We start from the raw sequence: 25021 nt of genomic DNA, 5'->3' as shown, positions 1-25021 counted from the left end.
AGCGTGCGTAATGGTTCGGCACGAAATCATTCACGGTAGAGCAGTGCTCTGGAGGTATTGTTGAGCGGATCGCTGGTTCGACTGATCTACGCAAGCACAGCCACTTTTAAGGCTAATGAGAAAGGCGGTGTGGAAGTCGCCGTCGGCCAGATCCTGTCTGAATCCCGGCGCAATAACAAACGGCAGCGGGTTGGGGGCGTACTCCACTACGGCAACGGCTATTTCTTCCAGTGCCTTGAAGGTGAGCGCGAGGCGGTGGATGCGTGTTACAACCGCATCAGCGAGGACGATCGGCACCGGGATGTGCAGTGCCTGTCCTATGTTGAGATCGACAGCCGCATGTTCCCGGACTGGTCCATGAAGTACCTGCCGGTGGAAGACGAAATCACCCGGCTACTGAAGCACTACAACACCGACTTCAACCCCTACCGGTTCAGCAATGCCATGCTCATGGAGCTGTTGAAAGCCTGTGCCCGGGGCCATGAGCCCGAGGCGACCCGCCAGACTGCGGCGGATCAGACCCCGGCGCCGAAACGGCCCTTCTGGAAGCGCCTGTTCGGCAAATCCTGAGGGCGGTCAGCCGTCGCGCAGCAGACTGATGATGTTGATGAGCCCGGCGTTGGCGCGCGTCAGGTAAGACGACATCGTCAGCGAATAGTTGGGAACGATCCCGAACTGGGAGCCATTGAGCACCATCGGGCTGGTCAACGAGCGCTGGGTGTACTCCAGCTCGCGGATGATCTGCTCAAGGCTGATCATGGCGTTCTTGTCCTCCAGTACGCTGCGGAAATCGCGCTTGAGGGCCTTGAGGTAGACCAGCATCGTCCAGGTTGTGCCGCGCGCCTGGTAGAACACATTGTCCACCTGCATCCACGGCGTCTGGCTGACGTCCTCCACCGGCTGGACCTTGGCCGCAGCGGCATTGGGGTCGTTTGCCAGCATCGTGGCCCGGCGGTTCTCCGCCACGCTGGCGGCCAGATTCTGGGACATGCTGCCCAGGCGCTTGTTCATCAGGTCGAGGATTGTGGCCAGGTTGTCCGCCCGGGCGTAGAAATCCCCACGGCTGGTATCAGGGTTCGTCAAATCCTTGCGGTAGGCCTTGAGTTCCTCAATGGCGCCGTTGTACTTACTTTCCGCCGAGGGAAAGATCCAGCGCTCACTGTCGTTGTTCAGCAGGATCTGAGCCTGGACCAGGTTCGGATTCTCGTTCGATTGCGACTGAGCGCGTGAAATGTCATTACGCAGCGCCAGTGACAGATCCCGCGCCTGGCGGATCGCGCCCGTCTCCCAGGCCGCGATGTTGTCCATCAGCACAAACGGGGGCAGCACGTCATTGGAAAGGAACCCACCGCGCTTGTTAACGATGATGTCCAACGAGCGGATCAGCGATTCCGTGGTGTAATAGCCCACCGGCGGCTTGTCCTGATCGGATTGCGCCGTGAACGATTCCTCAATGGCACCCTGCTTCGGCGCTTCAGGCGCGGCGTTGGGCCAGAACGAAATCACAAACAGCGCCACCGCAATGGCCAGTGCCAGAACCAGTGGCGTCATGACCAGGCCCCGGGCCGGGAGGCGCAGCCTCGGCATCCGGATCCGATCGGTGATTGCCCGCATCGTGCGTCTTACAGTTCCCATAGGATTCCCGTCATTGTTGATTACTGATCAGCCCTAAGGATAACTGACTTCACTCCATTCGGGCACGGGCGATTCGGTAGACAAGCCGGTGATGACGCCGTGGTGTTTGAAGTTGGGTGGATAGGCCAAACCGGAGAGAAAGACGTTGGGTATTATTTGCCTTCCCGCCCCCAGCGCTCACGGACCTCTTCCGGAGAGGATGGTGGGAACTCGACGCCGCGCTCTTCAAGTTGTTGTTTGACCTTTTGGGCCCATTTGTAGGTTTCAGATTTCGGATCGATAAGGTCCCTTTTGAGCCGCTTATGGATGGTCCATGCGATATCGGCTCCAACTTGATCACGCTGAAGGGGGTCGGCACCCTGACTGATCAAATAGTTGGCAATTTCAAATTGGTTGAGCCGAGCAGCATATCTTGCGCTGGTCGTGCCGGTTTTATCTGTAAGGTCTGGATCAGCGCCGTACCCCAGCAGTGTTTTGATATTATCCCAGCGCTCCTCGCTGATGGCATCAAAAAGGGCTGGCTGGCCATTGCGATTGGTACCGTTAGGATCACCACCATGTTCGAGCAACAGCCGCAGTATCTCGTTGTCATTGCCCCCTGCCATCATCGTGACTGGGGTATCTCCGCTGTCATCGGGGAAGTTGGGATCTGCCCCGAGCTTAAGGGCAAGTTTCTGATACTCAATGCCGGCGATGACTTGATCCATCTTGTGACGCTCCAGAGGTGTGCCGCCGTTCACGCTTGGAAGGGATCGATGATTCCCAAGGGCTTCTGGAAGGTCCAGGAGCATCGAGGTCATGGTAGCTCCCGCGACTCCTGAATCGGGTCCGCCTCGGCGGTGGGTGCTCTGGGGATGGCACCGGCAGCGGAGCTTTTATCACTGTCCTGCGGCGGCCGTTCCACGGATTTCCGGGGCCGGGGTTGCTCTGCCACTTCGGGGGCGGTGTCACGAGAGGACGCTTGGCTTTCCGTGGCGGCGGCTTTTTCAGCCATCTGTTGCCGCATCCCTTCTTCGGTGGGGCTGTATTCCAGATAGACACGCAGGTCGCCCCGCCCAGTGGCCTCGGCCAGGTCCTCAATCACGTCGTAGAGGTCGGTGGGTTGGTCCCAGGGCGTCTGGAAGACGTCCAGCCAGAGCTTCCACAGCTTTCGATTCAGGGTATCATCCCACCAGCTTTCGGCTATGGACTGAAGCAGCTGACGACCGTAGGCAGGGCACTGGAGAATGCCTGGGCGGCGGGGGTAATCCAGGCGCTGGCAGGTGCGCGGGGTGTTGTTCAGTGTCCTGGTGCGCTTTACGCTACCTCTTCATCGGAAACCGTCACAGTCACATGCTTACCCGCTCGGGCCAACACATTAACGAGCTTATCCAGGCTGAACCGGTCCAGACGGCCATGCAGCAATTCATTCAGGCGCGGTTGTGTCAGCCCCAGGCTTTTGGCCGCAGCTTGCTGGGTCATGTTCAGGCTCTCCACGTACTGGCGGATCTGTGTCATGAGTTCGGCACGCAGCTTCATGTTTTCAGCCTGCTCCGGAGAATCCTCCAGAGCATCCCATACGCTATTGAAACGTTGACTGTTACTCATGTCATGACCTCCGATCAGTCATCAACTGTTTGAAGCGCTGAGTTGCAACCTCCAAGTCCCGCTTGCTTGTCTTCTGGGACTTCTTCTGAAACGCATGCAGTACATGCACAGCATCCTCAAAACGGGCTATATAAACGACCCGGTAAGCATTGCCGGATTCCTTTATTCGGATCTCTTCAACGCCCGCTCCGATGCTTTTCATCGGTTTGAAATCGTCCGGCTGCATTCCCCGCTGCAATCGATCAAGCTGATAGCCAGCGGCAGTTCTCGCCCCTCAGGCAGATTCCGAATGACGTCCAGACTGTCTCCCCAGAATTCAATATCCTTCATGGTGTGATTTTATATTAAATTCTGAATAATGTGTACAGCTGGGTAAGGCTTCCCGCTCGTTATTGCGCGGATGCCTCCTGCATAACCACCTTCAACGCATCACACGTCTTCTCAATTTCTTCGTCAGTCAGGGTAAGGTGGCGGAGAAATATGTCTGGCGTTGCTCAGCTCATGAGGAGCGGTGACCCTGGATTCAAGTAATAAATGCAGCACCCCCCGTATGGAGTGCTCCTGAGTATTCACCCCAGAACACTTCCGCCGGTGTGCGATAACCGAGCCGCTTCCGGGGTCGGTCGTTGAGCTGTTCCACCGTCTGTCTGAGCTGGTGGTCGGAGACAGTCCGGAAGTCGGTTCCCTTCGGGAAGTACTGGCGTAGCAGCCCGTTGGTGTTTTCATTCGTTCCCCGCTGGCTGGAGCGGTACGGATCGCAGAAATAGGTTGCGGCACTGAGCGTATTGCCCACACGTTGATGATCTGCAAACTCAAAGCCATTGTCGAACGTCAGCGTCTTCACAGCCCCGCGGATACGGCGGAACTGGCGGATGATCGCCTGGGCGGTGGGCTTCGCCTTCAACTGCGTGAGCCGCTAAGCAAGAAGATAGCCGCTGCGCCGCTCCACCAGGGTCATCATGCCCGATTGTTTGTGCCCGTGAAGGACTGTGTCGCCCTCCCAGTAGCCGATGGTCAGGCGCTGGTCCACATGCTCGGGCCGGTCCTCGATGCCAGTACGGTTGGGGATACGCCCCAGCCCGGCCTGTTTGGCCAGGTGACGCTGATAGCGCCTGTGACTTGGATGACGGCAGTAACGCCACAAATCACCCCCAGCGGCTTTATCCCAACGGATCAGATCATAGATCCACTGGTGGGACACAAGCCGGCTACCACAACGGCGAATGAACCCGGCAATATGCTCCGGACTCCAACGCTCCCGCAGTCGGGCGCTGACCCACACAATGATCGATAAAGCCTGTTTGTGGGCCTTGCGAGCGCTGCGGCGGCGCTTGGATGTGGTGGTCAACGCACCGTCTCTCAAGCGGCTCCCGATCCATGAAATCGCCGAAAGGAAGCAGAACATCTGGAACAGACAGCGGGGCATCTGTTTCCGGCAGACAGGGAGCTGAGTGAGGCAATCGTCAGCGAATGGATCAATGATCTGACGATGTCGGAGAGGCTCGACGCTTTCGTAACCCGCTTCAGTCGGCTTCAGGATACCGTTGGCGATAAGCTGATACCTGCGCTTTTGGTCTACCTGCAGGAAAAGACAGGCCCCGCGATTGATAATCTGAACCACGCGGAGAAGTTTGGGTGGCTTAGTTCAGCGGAGGACTGGATTATCTTTCGTAAACTCAGAAACCAGATGGTTCACGATTACATTGAAGACATTTCTGTATTAACAGATGCGTTGCGTAGTGGCCAATGCTATGTGCCGGAATTAACCCGGGCTGCACGAAAGATTGCCGAGGAAGTGGAGCGTCGTGTGGGGAAGGGGTGGCCTTAACCAGCCGCCTCCTGCATTACCTCAGCCAGAACCTCACAGGTCCTCTCAATTTCGGAATCGATCAGGGTAGGATGGCAAAGAAACATCAGGCTGGTGCTGCCCAGCTCGCGGGCGGTGCGCCAGATTGCCTCGCAGTTGGCCGGGCGCTGTTCATGCCATTGGGGCATGCGCTGGACTGGATGCGGCCGATCACCGCCTGCATCTCCGTCATGCGCCAGTTGGTGCCGAAGCTCTCATGGAGCCACCGGAACCCGGGGGATGCTCGCGGTTGTAGACTGCCTCGTAAATCTTGCCGTGGTCCTTGTAGCTCCACATGCGGGACCAGAGCCCGGGGTCATTGGTAGTGACCCTTCAACAATCCCCAGCCTCTTTACACCCAGATTCAGCACCAGCTTTTCTAAGCGGTGACACTTCATGAAACCCGGATCGAATCTCGTCCACCAGCTCTGGATGGTTCACACACAGCCGAATCAAGCGATCCATCGCCATGCTTCATGGGGAAATCAATGGCCAGCTCCCGACGTTGACCACGAATGGCTCGATTCATGGCAACAAATCCGCGTGTTGGTGAGCGAGCCAGTCCTGGACAGTAACCTCAAGATCTGTAGCGCGTCTGAAGCACTCGTCGACGGCTGACCGAGGCACTGGATCACCAGAGTAATCGGATACGTTGCGCTGTTTACGCAGGGTATCAAGAAGAATCATGGTTTCAGAATCGAGCCCGACGGTCTTGGTCAGCAGCTGGATCATCGTACGATGATGCCCTGGGCGACTGGTCAGTGTCCGGTACCCTTCGGCCTGAAGAGCCAGGTTGGCGAGCTGCATAATGGCTTTGTAAGCGGCATCGGGTTCGATTGCTTCAAGGCTGCTTCCCAGCAGGTTGTGTAAGGTCATCCTTGCCTCCAATTATGCTTATCACGGGGTTGCTCATCACCTCTCTGGCAAACGCTGACGGTTTGGCTGCCTCATGCAACCATTCGTCAGGTTCATAGAGTTTCGGGTTGATTTCGCGCCCGAGAATTTCCTGTGCCGGATACAGGGCTGACACAAGCTCAGCAAAGCTCACGTTACCAATCGACAGAAGATCAATGTCGCTCCCGCTCTGAGCTTTACCACTGGCAATGGATCCGAAAACCAGCACTGTGTTCAGGTTGTCTCTTAAAGGTACAAGCGCATCCCGCAAGACATCGGCGATACCGGAAGTTTTGCGCAGGATGCTGCTCAATTCCTCGAAAATCACACACTCAGAATCGGCCTGATACCAGACCTGGTTGCCGCGGGCACGACGGGTCAGAATGCCCACGTCGGCCAGGGTGCGCAATTCCCTGTGCAAAGTGCCCGGGACAGTGCCTGTCAGGCGGGCTATTTCGCGCACGTGAAATGGCTCGGTGGGCTGCAAAAGCAAAAGCCCCAGCACCTTACGCCGGTATTCCTTGAACAAGACGCCCGGTAATGTCGTTGACGGCATTTTTGTAGCCTTTATAGCTTCACGTGAAGCCTATAGTGCTTCAAGAAATCGCAAGAATCAACAGCCAACTCAAAACACAAAACTTAAAGCGATAACCCCTTTATTATCGTGAGGCGCTTTTAATATCAGGGGGTTAGATGTAGGCAGGGTGGTTCGCTCGGAAATTTTAGCCCCGATTTTGGCGGGTTGGCTTAACGCTAAAATTTCCATCCTCTCAAAACCTTGGAAATTTTAGCGCCCTAAATCGTGGGTTCGCCAAACGCTAAAATTTCCGGCTCAAGAAACAGGCGGAATTTTTAGCGGGGATTCTGGTAGGTTGCTAAAGCGCTAAAATTTCCATTTTACTCCGCAGCCCCGGCCTTAAACCAAACCGCCAGCACCACCAAAGGCACCCAGGCAACAACAAGAACAAGCAACACAGGAAGGGAAGACGTAACGGCGAGAACCGCCAAGGGCGTGAGCCAGGCCAGGTTGATCAGGCCAACGGCGAGGGAGACCGGCGTGTGACTGGCGTAGTGGCGGGAGGCGAACTGGTAGGCGTGGCTGCGGTGGGCCTCGTAGAAGGCCTCGCCACGGAGGATGCGGCGCAGGAGGGTGAGGGTTGCGTCGACAAGAAAGGTGCCCAGAAGAATCACCCAGGCCATGAACAGCTCCGGCTGCAGCGCCCCCTGCCAGACGGCAATCAGGCCCAGGACCAGACCAAGGAAACCACTGCAGGCATCGCCCATGAAGATACGGGCATGGGGGAAGTTCCACACCAGGAACCCGAGCCCGCCGGCGATCAATACCGCCAGCAGCAGGCCGGCGTCCCAGATGCCGGCAATACTGGCCACCACCAGCCCGCCTAGGGCAACGGTGACCAGCTCAATACCGGCAATGCCATTGATGCCGTCCATGAAGTTGTAGAGATTGAGCAGCCACACCAGAAAGACCGCCGCAATTAGATGCCCGGCCAGCCCCAGATCCACCGGCTGCTGCCAGAGCACGATCTCCGGCAGACCCCCCAGCCAGTAAAGCCCCCAGCCCGCCGCTAGAAAATGCCCCAGCAACCGCCAGCGCGCGGGCACATGGGCATGATCATCCAGAAACCCCACAACGGCCACGACCAGCCCCGCGCCCCCCAGAGCCAGAAATACCGGCGTACTGATGTCACCAAGCCCAACCAATGCCACGAGAGCGACCAGTGCAACACTAACGAGGGCGAGACCACCGCCCCGGGGCGTGGGTACCTCATGAGAGCTGCGGGCATTGGGAATGTCGATCAGGCTGCGGGAGAGGGCGTAACGGCGGAAGCCACCCGTCAACAGAAGGGTGGCAACCAGCGAGCCCAGGATCAGAAGGCCGGGGGTCAGCATGTCAGCGCTTCTCCATTGCGTCAGCGGTTTGTTGCAGGCCCTCATCCAGGGAGAGGGGTGGCGTCCAATCCAGGGTCTCGCGGGTATGGCAAATATCCAGTTGCAACGAGCCAAACAGTCGTTGATAGATATCCTCCCGCCGGGCCAGCTTCGCGCCGAATCTCATCAAAGCAGGCGGTACCGGCACCAGGCGGGCTTTCCTGCCCAGTGCCGCCGACATTTTCTGAAGCAGTTGCGTGGTGGAGACGTCTTCCCCGTCACTGGCCAGGAACGTCTGGTTGGCGGCGTTGGGGTGATCCAGGCAGGTGATGATGAGGTCTACCAGATTGTCCAGTGCCAGAAAGGAGCGGACATTCTCCGTGAGGCCGAGGGGCAGGGGAATACCGCGATTGAGCCAGTTCATCATGGCCGCAAAGTTGGCTTTTACACCCGGCCCGTAGATCAGCGGGGGGCGGATGATGACCACTTCCATGTTGGTTTCGGCAGCAATCGAACGCAGCACCTCTTCCGCTTCGGTCTTGGACTGGCCATAAGGATCTTTCGGTGAAGGCTCGTCCTGAACTGTGAATGGCTGCCCCGGTTCCGTGAATTCGCCGTTCACTTTGATAGAGCTGACAAAAATAAAACGCTTAACGCCTGCACTGGCGGCTTGTTTTGCAAACGAACGAGTGCCCTCTACATTGGTGTGACGAAACTCATGGAGCGGATCAGCAGAGTTGTCGTTCATTACATGGACACGGGCGGCGAGATGGATCACATAGTCCACGCTCTGCAACGCCTCATACCAGTCAGTATTAGCGTCCAATTCTCCAACAGGGGTAACTGTGACTGGTTCGGAAAAATGGGCCTGACTGCGCACTGCTGCAGTTAAATAACAGGCAGTGTTTTTCAGAATGGCGGGGAGAAGCCGGGTTCCTATGAAACCCGTTGCTCCGGTAACAAGGATACGGCTCTTATCATCCAAGATATTATTTTGACTCAAGTGAAAGAGTGGAATAGTTCAGGGATTGGCTTCAATGTCTGGAGCCAGCACGTTTACCGGCAAGCTCCAGAAGCTTAAAAGGGATTTTGGTAAGTACGAATAGAAGATTGGTATAGATACCATTGACCCGGCAGGCTTTAACGATTTCCTGGTTGAGCAGTAAGCTACTTTCCACCCCTGAAGTGCTTACACCTCCCGAGCGCATTCGGACGAGCACTTTATCAATGTATGCGTAACTGCATTTACTAACCAAAAGCCAGCGAACAAACATCTCATAGTCCGCTGCGATCTTCATATCCTGGCGGTATTTTCCAGCCGCCTCATAGAGCTCTTTTCGCACGAAAGTAGCAGGATGGGGAGGCATCCACCCAAAACGTAGTTTCCAGGGGTGAAAATGCGCAGCGCGATAATGTCGACTTACAGTGGTCAGGTCGTCAGGTCTTACAAAAACGACATCCCCAAAGACCATGTCCGGGGTTGGAGAGACCTTGAATGAATTGACCACCTTCTCGATGACTTCTTTATCTTCATAAAAATCGTCAGAATTAAGAACGCCGACGATATCACCACTCGCTGTTTCAATCCCCTTGTTCATGGCATCGTAAAGGCCTTGATCCGGTTCACTGATAATCGGCCCCAAGGAAGAGCGATACTCATCGACGATCTCTAAAGTGTCGTCTTTTGACGCGCCGTCAACGATTATGTGCTCTATACCCGTGTGGCTCTGCGCCAAAACTGACTCAATAGTGTCGCGAATAGTTTCCCCGCTATTGAAGCAAACGGTGATGATGGATACTTTCAAGGATATGCCCCTATTAAGTGCGGCCGTACTGATCTTTCAGGCGAACAATGTCATCCTCACCAAGATAGGAGCCGGACTGGACTTCAATGAGTTCTAGAGGGATAACACCTGGGTTCTCAAGAGTGTGTACGCGTCCAACCGGAATGTAAGTCGATTGATTCTCGGTAACGAGGTAGGATTCATCACCATTGGTAACCTTTGCCGTGCCACTGACGACAACCCAATGTTCTGCTCGATGATGATGCATCTGAAGAGAGAGCCGTGACCCCGGATTTACCGTGATTCGTTTCACCTGATAACGCACACCTTGATCAACGGAATCATACATACCCCATGGGCGGTAAACCTCACGGTCGTTCAGATGTTCCTGGCGGCCATCAGTCTTGATTCGCTCTACTACTTTTTTGACGTCCTGAACAGAGTCTTTGTGGGCAACAAGCACCGAGTCCTTCGTTTCTACAACAACCAAATCGTCGATCCCCACGGTCGCAACGAGCCGGCTTTCTGCTCGCACCAGCGAATTATGGGTATCCTGAGTGAGCACGTCACCAGTTAACACATTGCCATGCCCATCCTTTTGGCTGTGATCCCAAAGGGAACCCCAAGAACCGATATCACTCCAGCCCACATCCATCTCTACAACGACGGCGCTTTCGGTATGCTCCATAACCGCATAGTCAATAGAATCTTCAGGGCAGGCGGAAAAAGGCTCTTCATTGACTCTGAGAAAGTGCATGTCTTGATCTGACGCGCCCATAGCTCTTTTGCAGACCTCAAGAATATCTGGCCTGTTGGTTTGGAGTTCATCCAGATAAGCGCTCGGCCGGAACATAAACATGCCGCTGTTCCAGGTATGCTCCCCACTATCGAGATATGTCTGCGCTGTCTCGATGTCTGGTTTCTCGACAAAACGGCGTACAGCGTTGACGCCCTCATCGATTGAAGGTCCCGCTTGGATATAGCCATAGCCGGTTTCAGGCCTATCGGGTTTGATGCCAAATGTGACCAGCTTTCCGGATTCAGCGTGAGGCAGAGCTGTCTTGACGCATGACTGGAATGCTTTGGTGTCCTGAATAGAGTGATCAGCCGGCAATACAAGCATGACGGAGTCATCATTACGGCTGGCCATGTCCAGAGCTACCAGGGCAATGGCGGGCGCTGTATTGCGGCCCACAGGCTCGAGAATGATTCTGGGGTCGTGAATGTCCTGCTCCCTGAGCTGCTCCGCAACCAGAAACCTATGTTCGTTATTGCAAATTACACTAGGTTCAGAGCCATGCAGCCCGCACAATCTTGCCAATGTGCTTTGAAGCATCGACGCTCTATCGTCAGTGACCTTATGGAATTGCTTGGGATTTAGTTGCCGAGAAAGTGGCCAAAGGCGAGATCCCGTTCCTCCGGCCATAACAACGGGTACGAACATATCTTTTCCTGTTAAAGGCGTGCCGATTCCATGTTTTCAGTGAACCACTGATAAGTTGATCTCAAGCCTTCCTCCAGCTCGATCTGCGCGCTCCATCCCAGCGAGTGGAGACGTGATACATCCAGTAGCTTACGAGGCGCGCCATCCGGTTTGCTGGTGTCAAATGTGAGTTTTCCCCTGAAACCAGTCACTGTAGCCAGTGTCTCAGCGAGATGTTTGATTGAGCAGTCTTGACCGGTCCCGACGTTGATATGAGATAGCATTGGTTGTGTATGGGCTTCGTAAAGCTTCTCATCAAGCGTCATGACATGGACACAGGCATCTGCCATGTCGTCAACGTGAAGGAACTCCCTTAAAGGCGAGCCACTGCCCCAGATAACAACTTCTTCCGTATTGGCCTGCACTGCTTCATGGAAACGTCGCATGAGCGCCGGAATGACGTGTGAATTTTCAGGATGAAAGTTGTCATTGGGGCCGTACAGGTTAGTGGGCATTACGCTACGGTAGTCACGGCCATGTTGGCGATTATAGCTTTCACAGAGCTTGATGCCAGCAATCTTAGCGATTGCGTAAGGCTCGTTGGTGGGCTCCAGAGGGCCGGTCAGCAATGACTCTTCGGCCATTGGTTGAGAGGCAAGCTTGGGGTATATGCAGGAAGAACCAAGAAAAAGCAGTTTCTGAACGCCAGCGCAATGGGCGGCATTGATAAGATTGCTCTCAATCATCAGGTTTTCATAGATAAAGTCCGCAGGATAGGTATTGTTCGCGTGAATGCCCCCCACTTTAGCGGCTGCAATATAAACCTGATCAATTGCTTCACTTTCAAAAAATGCACGAATATCGGCTTGATTGGAAAAGTCAAGTTCAGACCTGCTTCGAGTCACGATGTTTGTATACCCAAGCAACTCCAGTCTACGCACGATGGCTGAACCAACCATCCCTCGTTGGCCAGCTACGAAGATACGGGGCGCTGCGCTGTTCATGATCCATTCTCCAGCGACAGAGGAAGTTCAAGGCCGTGTTTCTTCAGCAATGCATAGCGGCGAGCGGTTTTTAGATCCTCAGCTACCATTTCTGCACACATTTCATGGGCAGTAATCTCCGGTTCCCACCCAAGCGTCTCTTTAGCCTTGGTTGGGTCTCCAAGCAGTGTTTCCACTTCAGCTGGACGGAAATATCGGGGGTCCACACGGATAATGACATCTCCCGGCTTAACGGCGGGTGCTAGTTCACCTTCTACAGATCGGACCACTCCTCGCTCTTCCACGCCTTTACCCTGAAACTCAAGAGTAAGACCAAGTTCAGTAGCTGACCATTGAATAAATTCTCTTACGGAGTACTGCCTGCCTGAAGCGATTACAAAATCTTCCGGTTTTTCCTGTTGCAACATCATCCACTGCATTTTTACGTAGTCCTTGGCGTGGCCCCAGTCCCGAAGTGCATCCATGTTGCCCATGTAGAGGCATGTGTCCAGGCCTTGCGAAATATTGGCCAAGCCTCGCGTGATTTTCCGTGTTACAAAGGTTTCACCGCGGCGGGGGGACTCATGGTTGAACAAAATCCCATTGCAGGCATACATGCCGTAGGCTTCGCGGTAATTCACCGTTGCCCAGTAGGCATAAAGTTTGGCCACCGCATAGGGGGATCTCGGGTGAAAGGGCGTATTTTCGCTTTGCGGCGTTTCCTGAACCAGCCCGTATAGCTCGGATGTAGAAGCCTGATAGAATCGAGTAGTCTTTTCCAATCCGAGAAGCCGGATAGCTTCCAGCAGGCGAAGCGTGCCTAAAGCATCGACATCGGATGTGTACTCCGGGGATTCGAAACTAACGGCAACATGGGACTGGGCGCCAAGGTTGTAAACTTCATCTGGTTGAACGTCCTGAAGAATCCGCGTCAGGTTAGATGAGTCTGTCAGGTCACCATAGTGGAGTACAAAGTTCCTGTTTGAGACATGAGGGTCCTGATAAATGTGGTCTACTCTCTGAGTGTTAAATAGCGAAGCTCTTCGCTTTATACCATGAACCTCATATCCTTTCTCCAACAATAATTCACAAAGGTACGAGCCATCTTGGCCAGTTGCTCCTGTTATAAGTGCTTTCTTGATCATTATGAATCCAATATATATCTGAAACGTTGAGGGCAAGAAATGACGCCTGAATTCAAGTTTTCGAATCGTATATGTTTAAAGACTTTGCCGTAGTGTAAATTTCTAAGTCTTTGGGGACTTTCTGTAACACGATATCTTCAACTGTTTTTAGATCATTTTTAGAGCTTGTATTAGCGCTTTTGTTCTCTAGGTTTAGAGCTAACTCATCATGGGAATAACCAAGTTCAGAAAAAATCCTTGTAAAATCGTCTTGTAATTGATCAAAAACCCCTAATTTGTCAATTTTTAATTCGTTTCTGTTATCAGTCAGAAAAAAAGAACTGGACTTAAAAGGATAAAGAGAGGCCCAGGCTTTTAGTGGTAAAGACTGAGCCAAAAGAACTCGCAGTGCTATGCTGATTTTGAAGTCTTTCGTGAAAGGTTTTGCCTGAAATAAACCATGCTGCCTGTGTGCCCTTCCAGATTTGTAAAAGTGATACTTTGAAAGAATAACCTCGCGGGGATCCCGGATAAACGCTACAAAAGTATAGTTATTGGCGTTATCTCCAAGAATATATTGCACCTCAGCTGCGGTGATGTGCGTCCTGACATTGATCCATTCCCCTTGCGGCGTTTTGATCTTATTATGCGCGACATCAGAATCAATATTTTTAAGTTTGGAGTGAATAGACGTCGTTCCCGTCTTCGGAACAGCAATAAATACGAATTTTTTAGTTTCGCAAAAAAGCATTTGATCACCAAAGCAATTAGGTTCGCGGATTATATTTATAAAAAATAAACGAAGCTATCAACATCGGGATAAGAGGAAAAGCGAGTGGTATTGCGCTAAGCAATAGTATATATAAAAAGGTGACTTCTGTTATGCCCCAAATGGTTGGCTTTGCTGCCGTGTAAAATAAAATGGCCAAAGCCAAGATACCAAAAAGCCCCAAGCTGTAAACCCAGTCCCCCAGCCAGCTCATTATTTTAAGGCTTGCGCCAGAATACCAGAAAAAGCCATTATAAAATTTCAATAAGTAGGGCCGTGAATGGTCGAATGTATCAAAGCCGCCTGGCAATAGGCCATTCAAAACTGTGCCGTGAAGGGCGAAGACAACGTGCTCAAGCCTTGCATTCATGCTAGCATCATGGTGAAAAATCATGTAGAAATCGGTTGTTTCTGCGACCCGACCAATAACTGTTATTAGTCTGCTACCTTGAAAATAAGGATATGCAAGTAAAGCGGAAGTTGAAATAAATACAATTGCCGATATCAATATGTAAAAGGCACTTTTTCTTATCTTTAACGACAATAAGGTACCAAGCATTGCAAATATTAAAGCAAGTATTAAGTATAGTGCTCCCATGGTAGATTGGGCTAAAAGCATTATAGATAATATTTGAAGCCAAAATATTACTGACTGATCTCTTAAGGAGTAATTTTTGTGTATAAGTAATAGCCAAGATGAAAAGAATAGATAAATTGCGAAAAAAGTGGGTTCCGGGGAAAGGGATGTAATCCCACGGCTTGCGCTGGTCCTAATTGGAGAAAGTAAATTTATGATTTCGGGGGTTTGTGTCTCAATAATTCCAGCTAAAATCCACAGCGCTCCGGAGAAAATAATCAGCCGGTATGGAAATGCAAAACGAATTAAGTAGTTGTAGAAAAATATCAGAAAAACGAAAAAGCTTAAATAGTTATAAATCGAACGCAGTGACAAAAATGATATTGGTGAATCTGAGCACGCTAATGCTAGTAATAATCCTATGAAAACGAATCCACTGACTAATCCAGTATTGGGGGGGAGTTTTATGTTTCGGTAACATGCTGCGATAAATAGTATAGAGAATACCAGTGGGTAAGGTTTTGAATCAATATTAAAGAGACCAATTCCGACCCAAGGGAATAAAGCCGATAGTACAGCGGCTTGTCCAGTTTTTTTAGTTATATTCATTCTTGAATGCTCTGAAAACTATAGGATGATGTATAGTGCAAGTCGGTTTCGTTTGATAGGCGCCGTTCATAGACTCTTTAGGGCACTGGCTCCGGTTATAAGATTTTTAAATTATTCGTAGCATAAATGTCTATTCTCATTCTGGGATGTCGTTGCCTCACCATGGGCAGGCTAAATAGTTCTAGCGACACCCTCTACGCCAATTTATGTTATTCGATGTAATATTATGTACTAGCATAAGGTCTATTAATATAAATCAATAATTTCTCGATAAAGACTTGTATATTTTTCACCTATTACAGCTGGCGATAGATTATCGTTAACATATTGTCTCGCATTGCAAGAAAACTGATCGTAGTCCAAAATTATTTGTTTGCACTTAGTAGTAAAGTGTAAGCAAACCTCATCTGATTTGTGCCAAAAATCGATCAGCGCACCGTAACTTTTGTCAATGTAGCTGTCCATACCAGTACCGGATTGCGCAATTACAGGTCTGCCATATGAAAGAGCTTCACAAACAGTATTAGGTGAGTTATCTAAGCGTGACGGGCACAATAAAATATCGAATGTATCAAAAACTTCACAGATATTCTCACGTGAAAAAGATCCATGGTATGTGATATCTAATCCAGAGCACCAAGTTTTTTCCCGCTCAGCGATCCGGCCATACACGTGCAGAGATACTTCAAAGCCTTGCTTAGAGAGGGCTAGGAGAGGATGAAGAACACGATAAAACCCTTTCCTCGGATCGGTAACCTGGTTCGAAATAAAGCCAAATCTGATTCTGTACTCATCTGGTCGTGACCCGGGGAAGATCTGGGGCAGCTGTACTGCGTTAGGAATAACTCGTATCGGAGCCTTTATGCTTGGATAAACCCTTAAAGATTTTGCTAGCCAATGAGAAGGAGCCACCCTTACAGTCGGTAAATTTAAACCATTGAAAATAGTTTTTTTGAAAAACCAATTTGCTATCAGCCTACCGTCATTCTCTCCTGGTAAAGCATAATGAGAGGGGCCATGATAAGGCCAGAAATCGCTCATCCTGTGTACTACAGGACAGGGCAGGTTTGAAAGCTCTGAAAACGAAATGACGTTTCCCGATACGTCACCTAGCTGAACTATATCTGGATTGTGCTTTTTGACAATTTTTTGAAGCTCGAAAGTTGGTCTGAATAAACGCGTGCAATGAGTGTTTGCATCGAAAAAAAAATGATCGATTACTCGTTCTATAAAGCGTTTTGTGCGTTGCAGATAACTATTTGTATTCTCGTAACCCCCATAGGGTATAACTTCATGACCCGCGATTTCGAGTGCAGTGATAAGGTTTGATGAGCCACTGGCTGACCCGCCTTTAAGCAACGTTTTTGTGATGAATAGAATTTTCATAATGACGATAAGCTTTATCACAGTAATTGGGGATGGCTCGTTTATCTCGGAAGCCCCTAAGTAACATGGCTTAAGGAACTTCTGAATAACTGGGCTTGAACGCCGATTTCAAGTTTCAATCATTGAGATGAACCGATTTCAGGCACAAATTCCTGGTCTGTTTGTTAATATTTTGTCCGATCCCCGCCGTATCGACCGAAACCGGACACACTTCCCCTACGCGGCGTGGGGAGATAACGTTCGCCTATAAGCACATTGCTGAACGCAGCCAACAGGTAGAGCTGATTGGCGTTCTAGGCCAAACTGCGGTAGCGGGTTTGGCGTAACCAAATTGACGCTTAATGGTGCGAAACGGATGCTCGACCTTTGCCCGAACACCGGCCTTGATCTGTTGGTTCCGCCGTGGCGAAGTCGTTGCTTTCCGGGAGCTGGCGTGTCACGTCGGGGCGTCGGGCGATTAATCAGTTCACGTTGCGATGCTTGTGTTTTTTTCGCTCTTCGATGCCTCGATAATCGGAATCCACAAGGCCGCGCGTCACCCGCATGGAGGAAGGCAGCGGCCGCGTTAAAATCGTGCTCCTGGATTCAAGTAATAAACGCAGCACCCTCGTATTCAATACTCCTGAGTATTCGCCCCAGAACCGACCTCCGCCGGGTGTGCGATAACCTAGCTGTTTCCCGGGGCGGTCATTGAGTTGTTCCACCGTTTCTTGGAGCTGGCGGTCAGAGATCCTGCTGAAGTCGGTTCCCTTCGGAAAATACTGATGCAGCAGCCCATTGGTGTTTTCATTCGTTCCACGCTGGCTGGGGGGTGCGGATCGCAGAAATAGGTTGCGGCACTGAGCTTATTGCCAACACGTTGATGATCTGCAAACTCAAAGCCATTGTAGAACGGCACCGTCTTCACAGCCCCGCGGATACGGAGGAACCGGCGGATGATCGCCTGGGCGGTTGGTTGCGCTTTCAGCTAGGGTAGGTGAGAAGCCCAGCAAGGAAGTAGCCGCTGCGCCGCTCCACCATGCCCGATTGCTTGTGCCCGTGATGGACTGTGTCGCCCTTCCAGTGGCCGATGGTCAGGCGCTGGTCCACATGCTCGGGCCGCCGGTCCTCGATGCTAGTACGGTTGGGAATGCGCCCCACGATGTCCTCTAAAATAATCAGGCGACAACTACGTTGACACATAGGAAAACTGTGCTGCTACTGCTCTGTATCCCTCTCTGTCAGCCTAGTTGTCCAGATGGCGATTTCGCCTGAACCCATTCAGAGAGGGCGGTATGAGAGCAGTCATGCCAAGGTACTCAGAAGAACATAAAGCCGCAGTGCTGAACAAGCTGTTGCCGCCGATGAATCGCACAGTGGTGTCCGTTTCCGCCGAGGAAGGCATCTCCGATGTGACCCTGTATAGTTGGCTGAAACAATGCCGTGAACGGGGAATGCCTGTGCCTGGAAACCGCAAGACCGGGGACGACTGGTCCGCCGATGCCAAGCTGGCTGTCGTCATCGAGACCGCCGCCATGTCAGAGACGGAACTCAGCGCTTACTGTCGTGAGAAGGGTCTGTATCCCGAGCAGATCCAGAGTTGGAAAGAAGCCTGCCTGCACGGTGCTGGCCAACAGCAGAGTCAGCACAAAGAGACTCAACGCCAGCAAAAGCAGAGCAGGAAAAAGATCCATAAGCTGGAGTCGGAGCTGCGGCGCAAGGACAAGGCCCTGGCCGAGACCACCTCGCTTCTGGTGCTGTCAAAAAAGCTCGAAGCCTTGTACGGCAGCGACCGGGACGACGAGGACAGCTGACTCCGTTGACCGAACGTGCAAGGCTGATTGAATACTTTGATGAAGCGGTTGCCAGTGGTGCGCCACGCTACAAGGTGGCGCAACTGATGGCGCTCAGCGAGCGCACGATCAAGCGTTGGCGCGAGGGTGACCACGTGGCGGTGGATCGCCGCCCGGACACACAGCCCGCGCCACAGCCTCATCAACTCACGCCCGAGGAAGAACAGGCAATGCTTGATACCTGCAACCTGAGCGAGTTCCGCAGTCTGCCGCCGTCGCAGATCGTGCCGGCGTTGGCCGATAAGGGCATCTACATCGCCTCCGAGTCCTCGTTCTATCGGGTTCTGAAAAAGCATCGCCAGCTCAACCATCGGGGCCGGAGTCAGCCGCCGCGCCAGGTGCCGGAGCCGACCAGCTTTACCGCGACTGGGCCCAACCAGGTCTACAGCTGGGGCATCAGCTACTGTCCGTCCAACGTGAAGGGACTGTTCTGGTACCTGTATCTGATCCTGGATGTCTACAGCCGCAAAATCGTTGCCTGGGAGGTTCATGACACGGAATCCGGCGAGCACGCCCGAGCGCTGGTTGAGCGGGCGCTGATCCGTGAAGGCTGCTGGGATAATCCGCCCGTGCTGCACTCGGACAACGGCGCGCCCATGACCTCCTACACGCTGAAATCCCGAATGGCGGAGCTGGGCATGGCCATGTCCTACAGCCGGCCCCGGGTGAGCAACGACAATCCGTACTCGGAGTCGCTGTTCCGCACCGTCAAATACTGCCCGAAGTGGCCGCCCAAGGGCTTCAAGTCGCTGGAAACGGTTCGCCAGTGGATGCTGCGCTTCGAGCATGCCTACAACGAACAGCACCTACACAGCGGCATCAACTTCGTGACGCCGGGCGCCCGCCACCGCGGCGAGGATCAGCACCAGCTGGCTTACCGCAAGGCGGTTTACGAGCGGGCCAAACGCAACAACCCGAAGCGTTGGTCCGGGGACACCCGGAACTGGAAAGCAGTCGGCGCTGTTCCACTCAATCCGGGCAAGCGTCAGGAAATCGAGCGCAACCAATGCGCGGCTTAGAACAAACTTTTTGGACAACTGGGTTGAAAACTACCGGTATCTTCCAGGCAATGGTTCGAAGACTGCACTTTTGCTGCAAGCCGGGCCTCCTCCCTTTACCGGTTTATGCTAAAGTGCTGCAGTTATTATCTGAATTTAGGAATGAAGTTCAGGGCTGAAATGGTAACCGAAAGACGGTTAAACGTCCGATTTTGGCACACATTTTAGGTTTCGAAAGGGCCACTATTTTCGGTCACTGATATCGGCATTATTGATGGTTTTTGCAGTATTGATATTGAATATTCATTTTTTTCCACGCTTTTTGCTTTATGAACCCTAAAATTATTCTACAGTTGCTTGGGTTTGTCAGTAGAAGCAAAGGAAAAATTTTTTGGTTTTTGTTTTTTGTTATTAGGATTCTTGCTTTAAATGATTTTTTTTGAGATTTGGTTAGTTTTTTGTGGTATTTTTTGTTAAGTAGTTTGTATGCCGCATGTCGGTTGTTGCGGCCTGATGTTATCCGCGCGAACTGGTGGTCTGTATCCACAAAGCAATTATTAGAGTAGAACAAACGCGATGAGCCAAAACCCTGGATAAGTCTTATCCAAGTGTCATAGTCCTGTGCCGCCGGAAGATTCTCATCAAAGCCGCCTATTTCTCTTAACTTGTAGGTTTCTGTAAATATTTGGTTTCCCACAATATTGAAATGAAGTAGTTGGCATAGATGGACTTTTCGTGTGGCGAACACGATTGGGCTGAAAAAGATATCTTTCACGGAAAATTTGCGTGAAAACACAAAAGAGTATTCCGGATGGTAATGTGAGAATAATTCAGTGATGCGTTCAGGGTAGAAGTAGTCATCGTCATCTAGACCGGTTATGTACTGACCTGTAGCCATTCTTATTGCGAGATTACGGCTAGCGGGAGCTCCTTTGCCCTCCTTTTTTTTTAAGTAGCGTAGGTTCGGATGTTTCTTTTCTAAATTTTCTAGATAACTTGCTGTACCGTCGTCTGATTCATCATCAACTATGATTAGCTCTATATTGGTATAGGTTTGTGTCAAAACCGAGTTGACTGCCCGTTTCAGAAGGCGCAACCGATTGTAGGTCGGAATGTAGACCGTAACCAAAGGGTTTTTGTCAATCATTCTTATACCTTTTTAATAAACGTTTTCTAAGTAGCCGCCCTTGTGAAACCCGTCTTTCAGGCGGTCGCAGGTTTGAGCTGTGGCGTTGATCCGGGAACACCGGTCCCGGATTGATGGATTGTCGCCAGCAGACCCCGAACGAATTGAAGCCCAAAAAGCTGCACCAGCCGGCACAGGATCTTCCTCAGGTTGAACCCGACCACGCACAGCACCGAGTGGACCCGATCGCCTTCGCGCCCACACAGATGGTAGCGGTCCAGCAGGCCTTCGTGTTTCATGTGGCCGATGATCGGCTCAACGCTGTTGCGCCGGTGCTGGGGCTCGGCATACTGGCGCCACAGATACAGCGCCTGGTAGAGCGCCTCATCCAGCCCCTGGCTGCGTTGGCCATGAGGCTGCTGGCGGTCGTCGGCGGGAATCATGGCGATGAAAACTACACGGTTTTGGGTCTGTGGGTGCATTTCCGGGGAGAAATTATACCGGGAAACGACCCCAGGATCCTGTTTTTATTATCAAATTGGGTTTTGCAAGGGCAACTAAGTAAGACCTTAAAGCTATTAGTGATAGCTGAATGCGAGTGCGGGAAGTTACCGGGAAGACTGTGAGGAAGGGATAGTGGGTGTTCGGCTGTAATCCCGGTTTTAGGCGCTTCATATGCTGATTCGGGCGCAGCGTCGAAATATTGAAGCGTAGTTGGTGCCAGCCTCCACGCTCGTTCCGATCTTGAAGTTGGGCTGCGATTGCGATACACAGTAACAGTAGATATTTAATGCGGTCAGAGCGCATAGTAAAGGTTTTATGTAGTCGGGCAATTCGTTGGGGCTTGGGAAACATCTCGATCTTTTTTGGACTGTTTCTGGGCTAGCAACTGTTGAACCACAAACTCACCTTCTCTGCCTTCCCATTCAGTACCGTAGGTTGCGCTGAAGTGCTGCACGGCTTGAGTGTTAATGGTGGCATTACCGTCGTCAATTCTTTTGAGAAACCGTGCCAATTCTTCAACTGTGGTTGCTTGTTTTGAAACCCCCTGCTTAACATAGCCGTAGTAATCTGGGTTATCTGCAGGGGTGAACTCGTAGTAAACCGGTACTGTACCGCTTAGCGCTGCCTCCAGATGAATGCTGCTATTCCCCGCGACCAGTGCTTTGACGCTTCCAAGAAAATCCCCGACTGTCTCTTCTCTTGGGTCACTCTTGGCAACATTACCGTGCTTAGTCATAAGATCTAGCAGCGGCTTCAGCGCGCGATCTTTCAAACCAGGGTGCCAGCGGATTTTAGCCGATATGCCTTTTGACTTGATTTCAGTCAGAAACGCATCGATATCTCTTGGATTATCCAATGCGTTAAGAGCTACGCCGACAGAGTAAATCTCAGGCTTTGGCCTTGCGGCCAGCTTTTTCTTCTGCCCGCTCAGAAAAATATGACGGTCGGTCCTCAGGGCTTTACCTGGAGGGTGATTGGGCTCGCATTGTTGATAGGTCTGAGCAGCAGCTTCTCCGTCAAGAAAAGCATATTTAACATTGATTGCAGGGAAGAGGGACGATACGGAGGCGTGTTGCATATATACCGTATCGATCTCGTGATCATCAGCAATCGCAAGCAAGGCTCGATTTGCAACATTGTGATCGTTACTGACGATGATGAAGTGTGGGCGTTGGTGACGCAAAAGCCGCTCAAAATATGCGAGGTGCGCGTAGACACTGCAAAATGTATCTAACTTGTGCGTGAGCAGAAATTTGTCTGTCGTAACTAATTCTTTACGCAAGAAGTTGAAGCGTGCGATTAGCAGTATTGCAGTCTTCAGAACGTCTAGCGGGCTGAAGCTCAGTGGTTGATAGCCTTGTATTTTAGCGGAATCATCAAAATTCTGATATTTGATGAGCGAGGTTACTTCACATTCATGTCGATGGAAAGCTATTAGCGTGTCTTCAAGCGCGCTCTGTTGGTTGGCCGAGTCCGCATAGACTAGAAACCGTTTAGTATTGGGCTTATTCTTAAATTGGATTGCCTGAAACATCCTAAAGAAGAAAACCGAGACTCTGAGGAATGAGCCTCGTACACGCGGTTTTAATCTTCGTAAATGGGGGATGTTTTCAAGCTGTTGTCCATCCAAGTAGGCGAGCCATGTTTCAGGCTCTTTTTCCAGGATACTTTGTATGCGTTTAAACCATTTAGGCATCTGTAATACGGGCTCTCTTAGGGGCAGGTGGGGCCGTATTTATCCAATGAGATTCCAGGATGCCGGGGTTCCTGCGGCAATGTCGACATTGACTCGGCGCCCAAGCAAATGGTCAAAGAACTTGGGCGGCAGCCCCATTCCGGGGCGGACGCTTCGGAGATTTTCTTCCGTCAACGTCTCGCCAGCTTTCATGTCTTTCGCGATGTAAAGGGAACGCCGGAACTGCATTGAGGTTTTTTCTTTTTCTGTCGGCCCGTATTTAACGGTTCCCAGGCTCTGCCAGGCTCTTTCCGTTTCGGTTACGAGGGTGCGCATTTCTTCTGGCTCCAGGGAAAAGGTGGAGTCGACGCCGCCATCTGCACGCCGCAGGGTAAAGTGTTTCTCGACCACGGTGGCTCCATGGGCCACAGCAGCAACAGCGGCACCGACCCCCATTGTGTGGTCTGATAGGCCAACCTGGCAGTCGAAAAGCTTACTCATGTGCGGGATGGTCAAAACGTTGGTGTTGTCAGGCGTAGCCGGGTAGGTGCTGGTGCATTTGAGCAGCACGAACTGGTCACAACCATTTTCGCGAAGGGTCCGGACAGTTTCGTCGAGCTCTGAGATTGTCGCCATGCCAGTAGAGACGATGATGGGCTTCCCTGTTTGGGCGACTTTGCGGATAAGTGGTATATCAGCGTTCTCGAAGGATGCAATTTTGTAAGCGGGTACGTTGAGGCCCTCGAGGAAATCGACGGCCGTGTGATCAAAAGGACTGCTGAAACAGATCATGCCCAGTTCGTTGGCTCGGCGCATGATGGGTTCGTGCCAGTCCCATGGGGTGTGTGCCTGCTGGTAAAGATCGTGGAGGTTGCGTCCTTGCCAAGGAGTACTGTCATCAGAGATGAAAAATTCCCCCTCTCTGATATCCAGTGTCATTGTGTCTGCAGTGTAGGTTTGAAGCTTCAGTGCATGAGCACCACTTGCTGCAGCTGCATCAACAATTTCCAGAGCTCGGTCAAGAGACTGGTTATGATTGCCTGACATCTCGGCAATAATAAAGGGGGGCTCATCGCGGCCAATGGCACGGTCGCCAATTTTCATGTCTTCACATCTCCATCATCTCTGAACTCGATACGTACGTTCGCTTCAACTGCATCGGTACGCCGGTTGGCTCGGGTAAACCTTAAACGGAAGGGGCCGACATCGATAAATGCTTTAGGGTATCCCTCAGCATCCAGCATTCGAATGTGGTCAAACACAGCATCAAGGTTGGTGGCTTCGGACCAGTTGCTTTCTTTAGGCTTTCGGCGTTTGAAAACAAGTGGTTCTCCTTGTTGGGGGTGGGGCTCAGGACGTTCTTCAATGATTTCAATGATCATTGACTCAATGAGCTTATCTGCTCTCAGGAAAATTTCTTCGGCGTTACCATTGAGGTTAAGGGGGCGCTTCAAATATACAGGCCCCGCATCCATTTCTTCCACACACTGAATGGCGCTCATGACCGTATTTTCATGACCACGGACTATAAGATTCTGAAGGGGAGACCCGCCTCGGCCATACGGTACATCAGTCATATGAAAAATGATGCACTCATAATTGTCGTGAATCGAAGAGGGAATCTTGTAAGACCAGTGAGCAAAGAAGATGGTCTGAATCCCCTCTTTTTCAAGAAACTGAGCGGTCAATTGGTCTGGTTGGTCAATCACGCATATATTACAGTTTAGTCTCTTTTCCAGCCGCCCCTTGAGTTTTGTGTTCCAGCAGCGATCTGATACCAATCCAAGCCTCATGGTGTAGGTACCTGCGTAGGGTGATCTGAGATGTTGCTTGGGAGCATCTTTCTTGTCCCGTTCAATCGTTTAATGATGATTATTGCTCGAGCCTGCCCATTCGCTAGCAAGTAGTCCGAAACGAATGATATTGAGGGTCTTGTCACCACTCCTATATTGTTCTCTAAAAATCCCCTCACGGACAAATCCGCATTTTTCATGCAGTCTCAATGATGCCGCATTCGTCTCAAGAGCCTCGGCGCAAACCTTCCTTAGGCCAAGTGGACCAAACGCGTAATCCAGTGCGGAAAATAGCATGCGCGTACCAGTCCCAGCTGAGGCAGTTGGCTTTGTATAAAAGCCCCAGAATGAGGTTTCATGGTATTCATTGATATCAGTGAAATACACTACTCCCATTGGGGTTTGGTCTGTCTCCTTAGCTATAAACCAGTGCGAGCTTTGATCATCTTGCAAATGCTCAAACCATTGTTCGTGTTCTTTCTGCGAGATGACTCTTTGTGAAAACATAGACGTTCGGGTCTCTGGGTGATTCCGCCACTCCAAGATCAAATCTCGCTCTATTTCTGTAATAGGAGTCAATTGCATA

General features: G+C 51.5%; 26 protein-coding genes and 2 pseudogenes. 3 read left to right on the top strand and 25 right to left on the bottom strand.

From position 1 onward, the window contains the following. The first annotated feature begins 60 nt into the window (after positions 1-60). Positions 61-570 (top strand): BLUF domain-containing protein, encoded by a 510-nt coding sequence (locus AAF659_RS13065; RefSeq protein WP_349752218.1) that lies wholly within the window; start codon positions 61-63, stop codon positions 568-570. 6 nt (positions 571-576) lie between these two features. Here the strand turns inward: AAF659_RS13065 and AAF659_RS13060 are convergent, their stop codons facing one another. The 6 genes and pseudogenes from AAF659_RS13060 to AAF659_RS13035 all read right to left on the bottom strand — a co-directional run. Beyond that, positions 577-1614 (bottom strand): DUF2333 family protein, encoded by a 1038-nt coding sequence (locus AAF659_RS13060; RefSeq protein WP_349752217.1) that lies wholly within the window; start codon positions 1612-1614, stop codon positions 577-579. 173 nt (positions 1615-1787) lie between these two features. Continuing rightward, positions 1788-2435, bottom strand: coding sequence for an ankyrin repeat domain-containing protein (locus AAF659_RS13055; RefSeq protein ID WP_349752216.1), 648 nt, complete (start codon positions 2433-2435; stop codon positions 1788-1790). Then, entirely contained in the window at positions 2432-2719 is a 288-nt protein-coding gene (locus AAF659_RS13050) for a hypothetical protein (protein WP_349752215.1), read from the bottom strand. Before AAF659_RS13050 ends, AAF659_RS13055 begins: the two co-directional genes overlap by 4 nt. 212 nt (positions 2720-2931) lie before the next feature. Continuing rightward, entirely contained in the window at positions 2932-3222 is a 291-nt protein-coding gene (locus tag AAF659_RS13045; protein ID WP_349752214.1) for a helix-turn-helix domain-containing protein, read from the bottom strand. 1 nt (position 3223) lies between these two features. Beyond that, positions 3224-3448, bottom strand: coding sequence for a type II toxin-antitoxin system RelE/ParE family toxin (locus AAF659_RS13040; RefSeq protein ID WP_349752213.1), 225 nt, complete (start codon positions 3446-3448; stop codon positions 3224-3226). A gap of 297 nt (positions 3449-3745) precedes the next feature. Continuing rightward, a pseudogene (locus AAF659_RS13035) lies at positions 3746-4555 on the bottom strand (IS30 family transposase); the annotation flags it as partial. A 156-nt stretch (positions 4556-4711) separates the two neighbouring features. Between AAF659_RS13035 and AAF659_RS13030 the strand changes: the two are divergent. Continuing rightward, the gene (locus AAF659_RS13030; RefSeq protein ID WP_349752212.1) at positions 4712-5050 is read left to right on the top strand and encodes a hypothetical protein; all 339 of its coding nucleotides are present in this window, start codon (positions 4712-4714) and stop codon (positions 5048-5050) included. Here the strand turns inward: AAF659_RS13030 and AAF659_RS13025 are convergent. From AAF659_RS13025 to AAF659_RS12960, 13 genes and pseudogenes are all read right to left on the bottom strand, one after another. Beyond that, a pseudogene (locus tag AAF659_RS13025) lies at positions 5047-5398 on the bottom strand (DegT/DnrJ/EryC1/StrS family aminotransferase); the annotation flags it as partial. The gene AAF659_RS13030 and the pseudogene AAF659_RS13025 sit on opposite strands and share 4 nt — an antisense overlap. 195 nt (positions 5399-5593) lie before the next feature. Beyond that, positions 5594-5944, bottom strand: a complete 351-nt coding sequence (locus AAF659_RS13020) for a hypothetical protein (RefSeq protein WP_349752211.1) — start codon at positions 5942-5944, stop codon at positions 5594-5596. Continuing rightward, positions 5910-6518: a nucleotidyltransferase domain-containing protein gene (locus AAF659_RS13015; RefSeq protein ID WP_349752210.1), complete on the bottom strand. Its 609-nt coding sequence runs from the start codon at positions 6516-6518 to the stop codon at positions 5910-5912. The genes AAF659_RS13020 and AAF659_RS13015 overlap by 35 nt, the downstream gene beginning before the upstream one ends. 341 nt (positions 6519-6859) lie before the next feature. After that, entirely contained in the window at positions 6860-7873 is a 1014-nt protein-coding gene (locus AAF659_RS13010) for an MraY family glycosyltransferase (protein WP_349752209.1), read from the bottom strand. Position 7874: 1 nt separating this feature from the next. Then, a complete protein-coding gene (locus AAF659_RS13005; protein WP_349752208.1) occupies positions 7875-8837 on the bottom strand; it encodes a UDP-glucose 4-epimerase family protein in 963 nt (320 codons plus the stop codon). Positions 8838-8886: 49 nt separating this feature from the next. Next, positions 8887-9657, bottom strand: coding sequence for a glycosyltransferase family 2 protein (locus AAF659_RS13000; protein WP_349752207.1), 771 nt, complete (start codon positions 9655-9657; stop codon positions 8887-8889). A gap of 13 nt (positions 9658-9670) precedes the next feature. Next, complete coding sequence (locus tag AAF659_RS12995; protein WP_349752206.1) at positions 9671-11080, bottom strand: mannose-1-phosphate guanylyltransferase/mannose-6-phosphate isomerase; 1410 nt, start codon at positions 11078-11080, stop codon at positions 9671-9673. An 11-nt stretch (positions 11081-11091) separates the two neighbouring features. Further along, positions 11092-12063 (bottom strand): GDP-L-fucose synthase, encoded by a 972-nt coding sequence (gene fcl, locus AAF659_RS12990; RefSeq protein ID WP_349752205.1) that lies wholly within the window; start codon positions 12061-12063, stop codon positions 11092-11094. After that, entirely contained in the window at positions 12060-13187 is a 1128-nt protein-coding gene (gene gmd, locus AAF659_RS12985; protein WP_349752204.1) for a GDP-mannose 4,6-dehydratase, read from the bottom strand. Before gmd ends, fcl begins: the two co-directional genes overlap by 4 nt. A gap of 52 nt (positions 13188-13239) precedes the next feature. Beyond that, positions 13240-13917, bottom strand: a complete 678-nt coding sequence (locus AAF659_RS12980; protein ID WP_349752203.1) for a sulfotransferase family 2 domain-containing protein — start codon at positions 13915-13917, stop codon at positions 13240-13242. 16 nt (positions 13918-13933) lie between these two features. Beyond that, positions 13934-15121, bottom strand: coding sequence for a hypothetical protein (locus AAF659_RS12975; protein ID WP_349752202.1), 1188 nt, complete (start codon positions 15119-15121; stop codon positions 13934-13936). 246 nt (positions 15122-15367) lie between these two features. Beyond that, positions 15368-16507 carry a glycosyltransferase family 4 protein gene (locus AAF659_RS12970; RefSeq protein ID WP_349752201.1) on the bottom strand — a complete coding sequence of 380 codons (1140 nt, stop codon included), beginning with the start codon at positions 16505-16507 and terminating at the stop codon, positions 15368-15370. Positions 16508-17470: 963 nt separating this feature from the next. Continuing rightward, positions 17471-17647, bottom strand: coding sequence for a hypothetical protein (locus tag AAF659_RS12960; RefSeq protein WP_349752200.1), 177 nt, complete (start codon positions 17645-17647; stop codon positions 17471-17473). 146 nt (positions 17648-17793) lie between these two features. On the opposite strand from AAF659_RS12960, the gene AAF659_RS12955 reads away from it, so the two are divergent. Then, positions 17794-19358, top strand: a protein-coding gene (locus tag AAF659_RS12955; protein ID WP_349752199.1) for an IS3 family transposase whose coding sequence is annotated in 2 segments (ribosomal slippage) — positions 17794-18282 and positions 18285-19358 — 1563 coding nt in all. Because the reading frame shifts where the segments join, the coding sequence is not laid out codon by codon here. Positions 19359-19605: 247 nt separating this feature from the next. On the opposite strand, the gene AAF659_RS12950 is transcribed toward AAF659_RS12955, so the two are convergent. The 6 genes from AAF659_RS12950 to pseH all read right to left on the bottom strand — a co-directional run bounded on the left by AAF659_RS12950 (position 19606) and on the right by pseH (position 25020). Continuing rightward, a complete protein-coding gene (locus tag AAF659_RS12950) occupies positions 19606-20484 on the bottom strand; it encodes a glycosyltransferase (RefSeq protein WP_349752198.1) in 879 nt (292 codons plus the stop codon). A gap of 56 nt (positions 20485-20540) precedes the next feature. After that, positions 20541-20906, bottom strand: a complete 366-nt coding sequence (locus AAF659_RS12945; RefSeq protein WP_349752197.1) for a transposase — start codon at positions 20904-20906, stop codon at positions 20541-20543. Between the two features lie 374 nt (positions 20907-21280). After that, positions 21281-22663: a hypothetical protein gene (locus AAF659_RS12940; RefSeq protein ID WP_349752196.1), complete on the bottom strand. Its 1383-nt coding sequence runs from the start codon at positions 22661-22663 to the stop codon at positions 21281-21283. Positions 22664-22702: 39 nt separating this feature from the next. Further along, on the bottom strand, positions 22703-23746 hold the full coding sequence (gene pseI / locus AAF659_RS12935; protein WP_349752195.1) for a pseudaminic acid synthase: 1044 nt from the start codon (positions 23744-23746) through the stop codon (positions 22703-22705). Beyond that, positions 23743-24435: a formyl transferase gene (locus AAF659_RS12930; protein ID WP_349752194.1), complete on the bottom strand. Its 693-nt coding sequence runs from the start codon at positions 24433-24435 to the stop codon at positions 23743-23745. Before AAF659_RS12930 ends, pseI begins: the two co-directional genes overlap by 4 nt. A 69-nt stretch (positions 24436-24504) precedes the next feature. After that, positions 24505-25020 carry a UDP-4-amino-4,6-dideoxy-N-acetyl-beta-L-altrosamine N-acetyltransferase gene (gene pseH, locus AAF659_RS12925; RefSeq protein ID WP_349752193.1) on the bottom strand — a complete coding sequence of 172 codons (516 nt, stop codon included), beginning with the start codon at positions 25018-25020 and terminating at the stop codon, positions 24505-24507. Position 25021 lies beyond the last annotated feature (1 nt).

The sequence above is a fragment of the Salicola sp. Rm-C-2C1-2 genome (assembly GCF_040196175.1).
Lineage (GTDB): Bacteria > Pseudomonadota > Gammaproteobacteria > Pseudomonadales > Oleiphilaceae > Halospina.
Note: the sequence above shows the minus strand (reverse complement) of the source record. Positions and strands in the feature narration are given on the sequence as shown.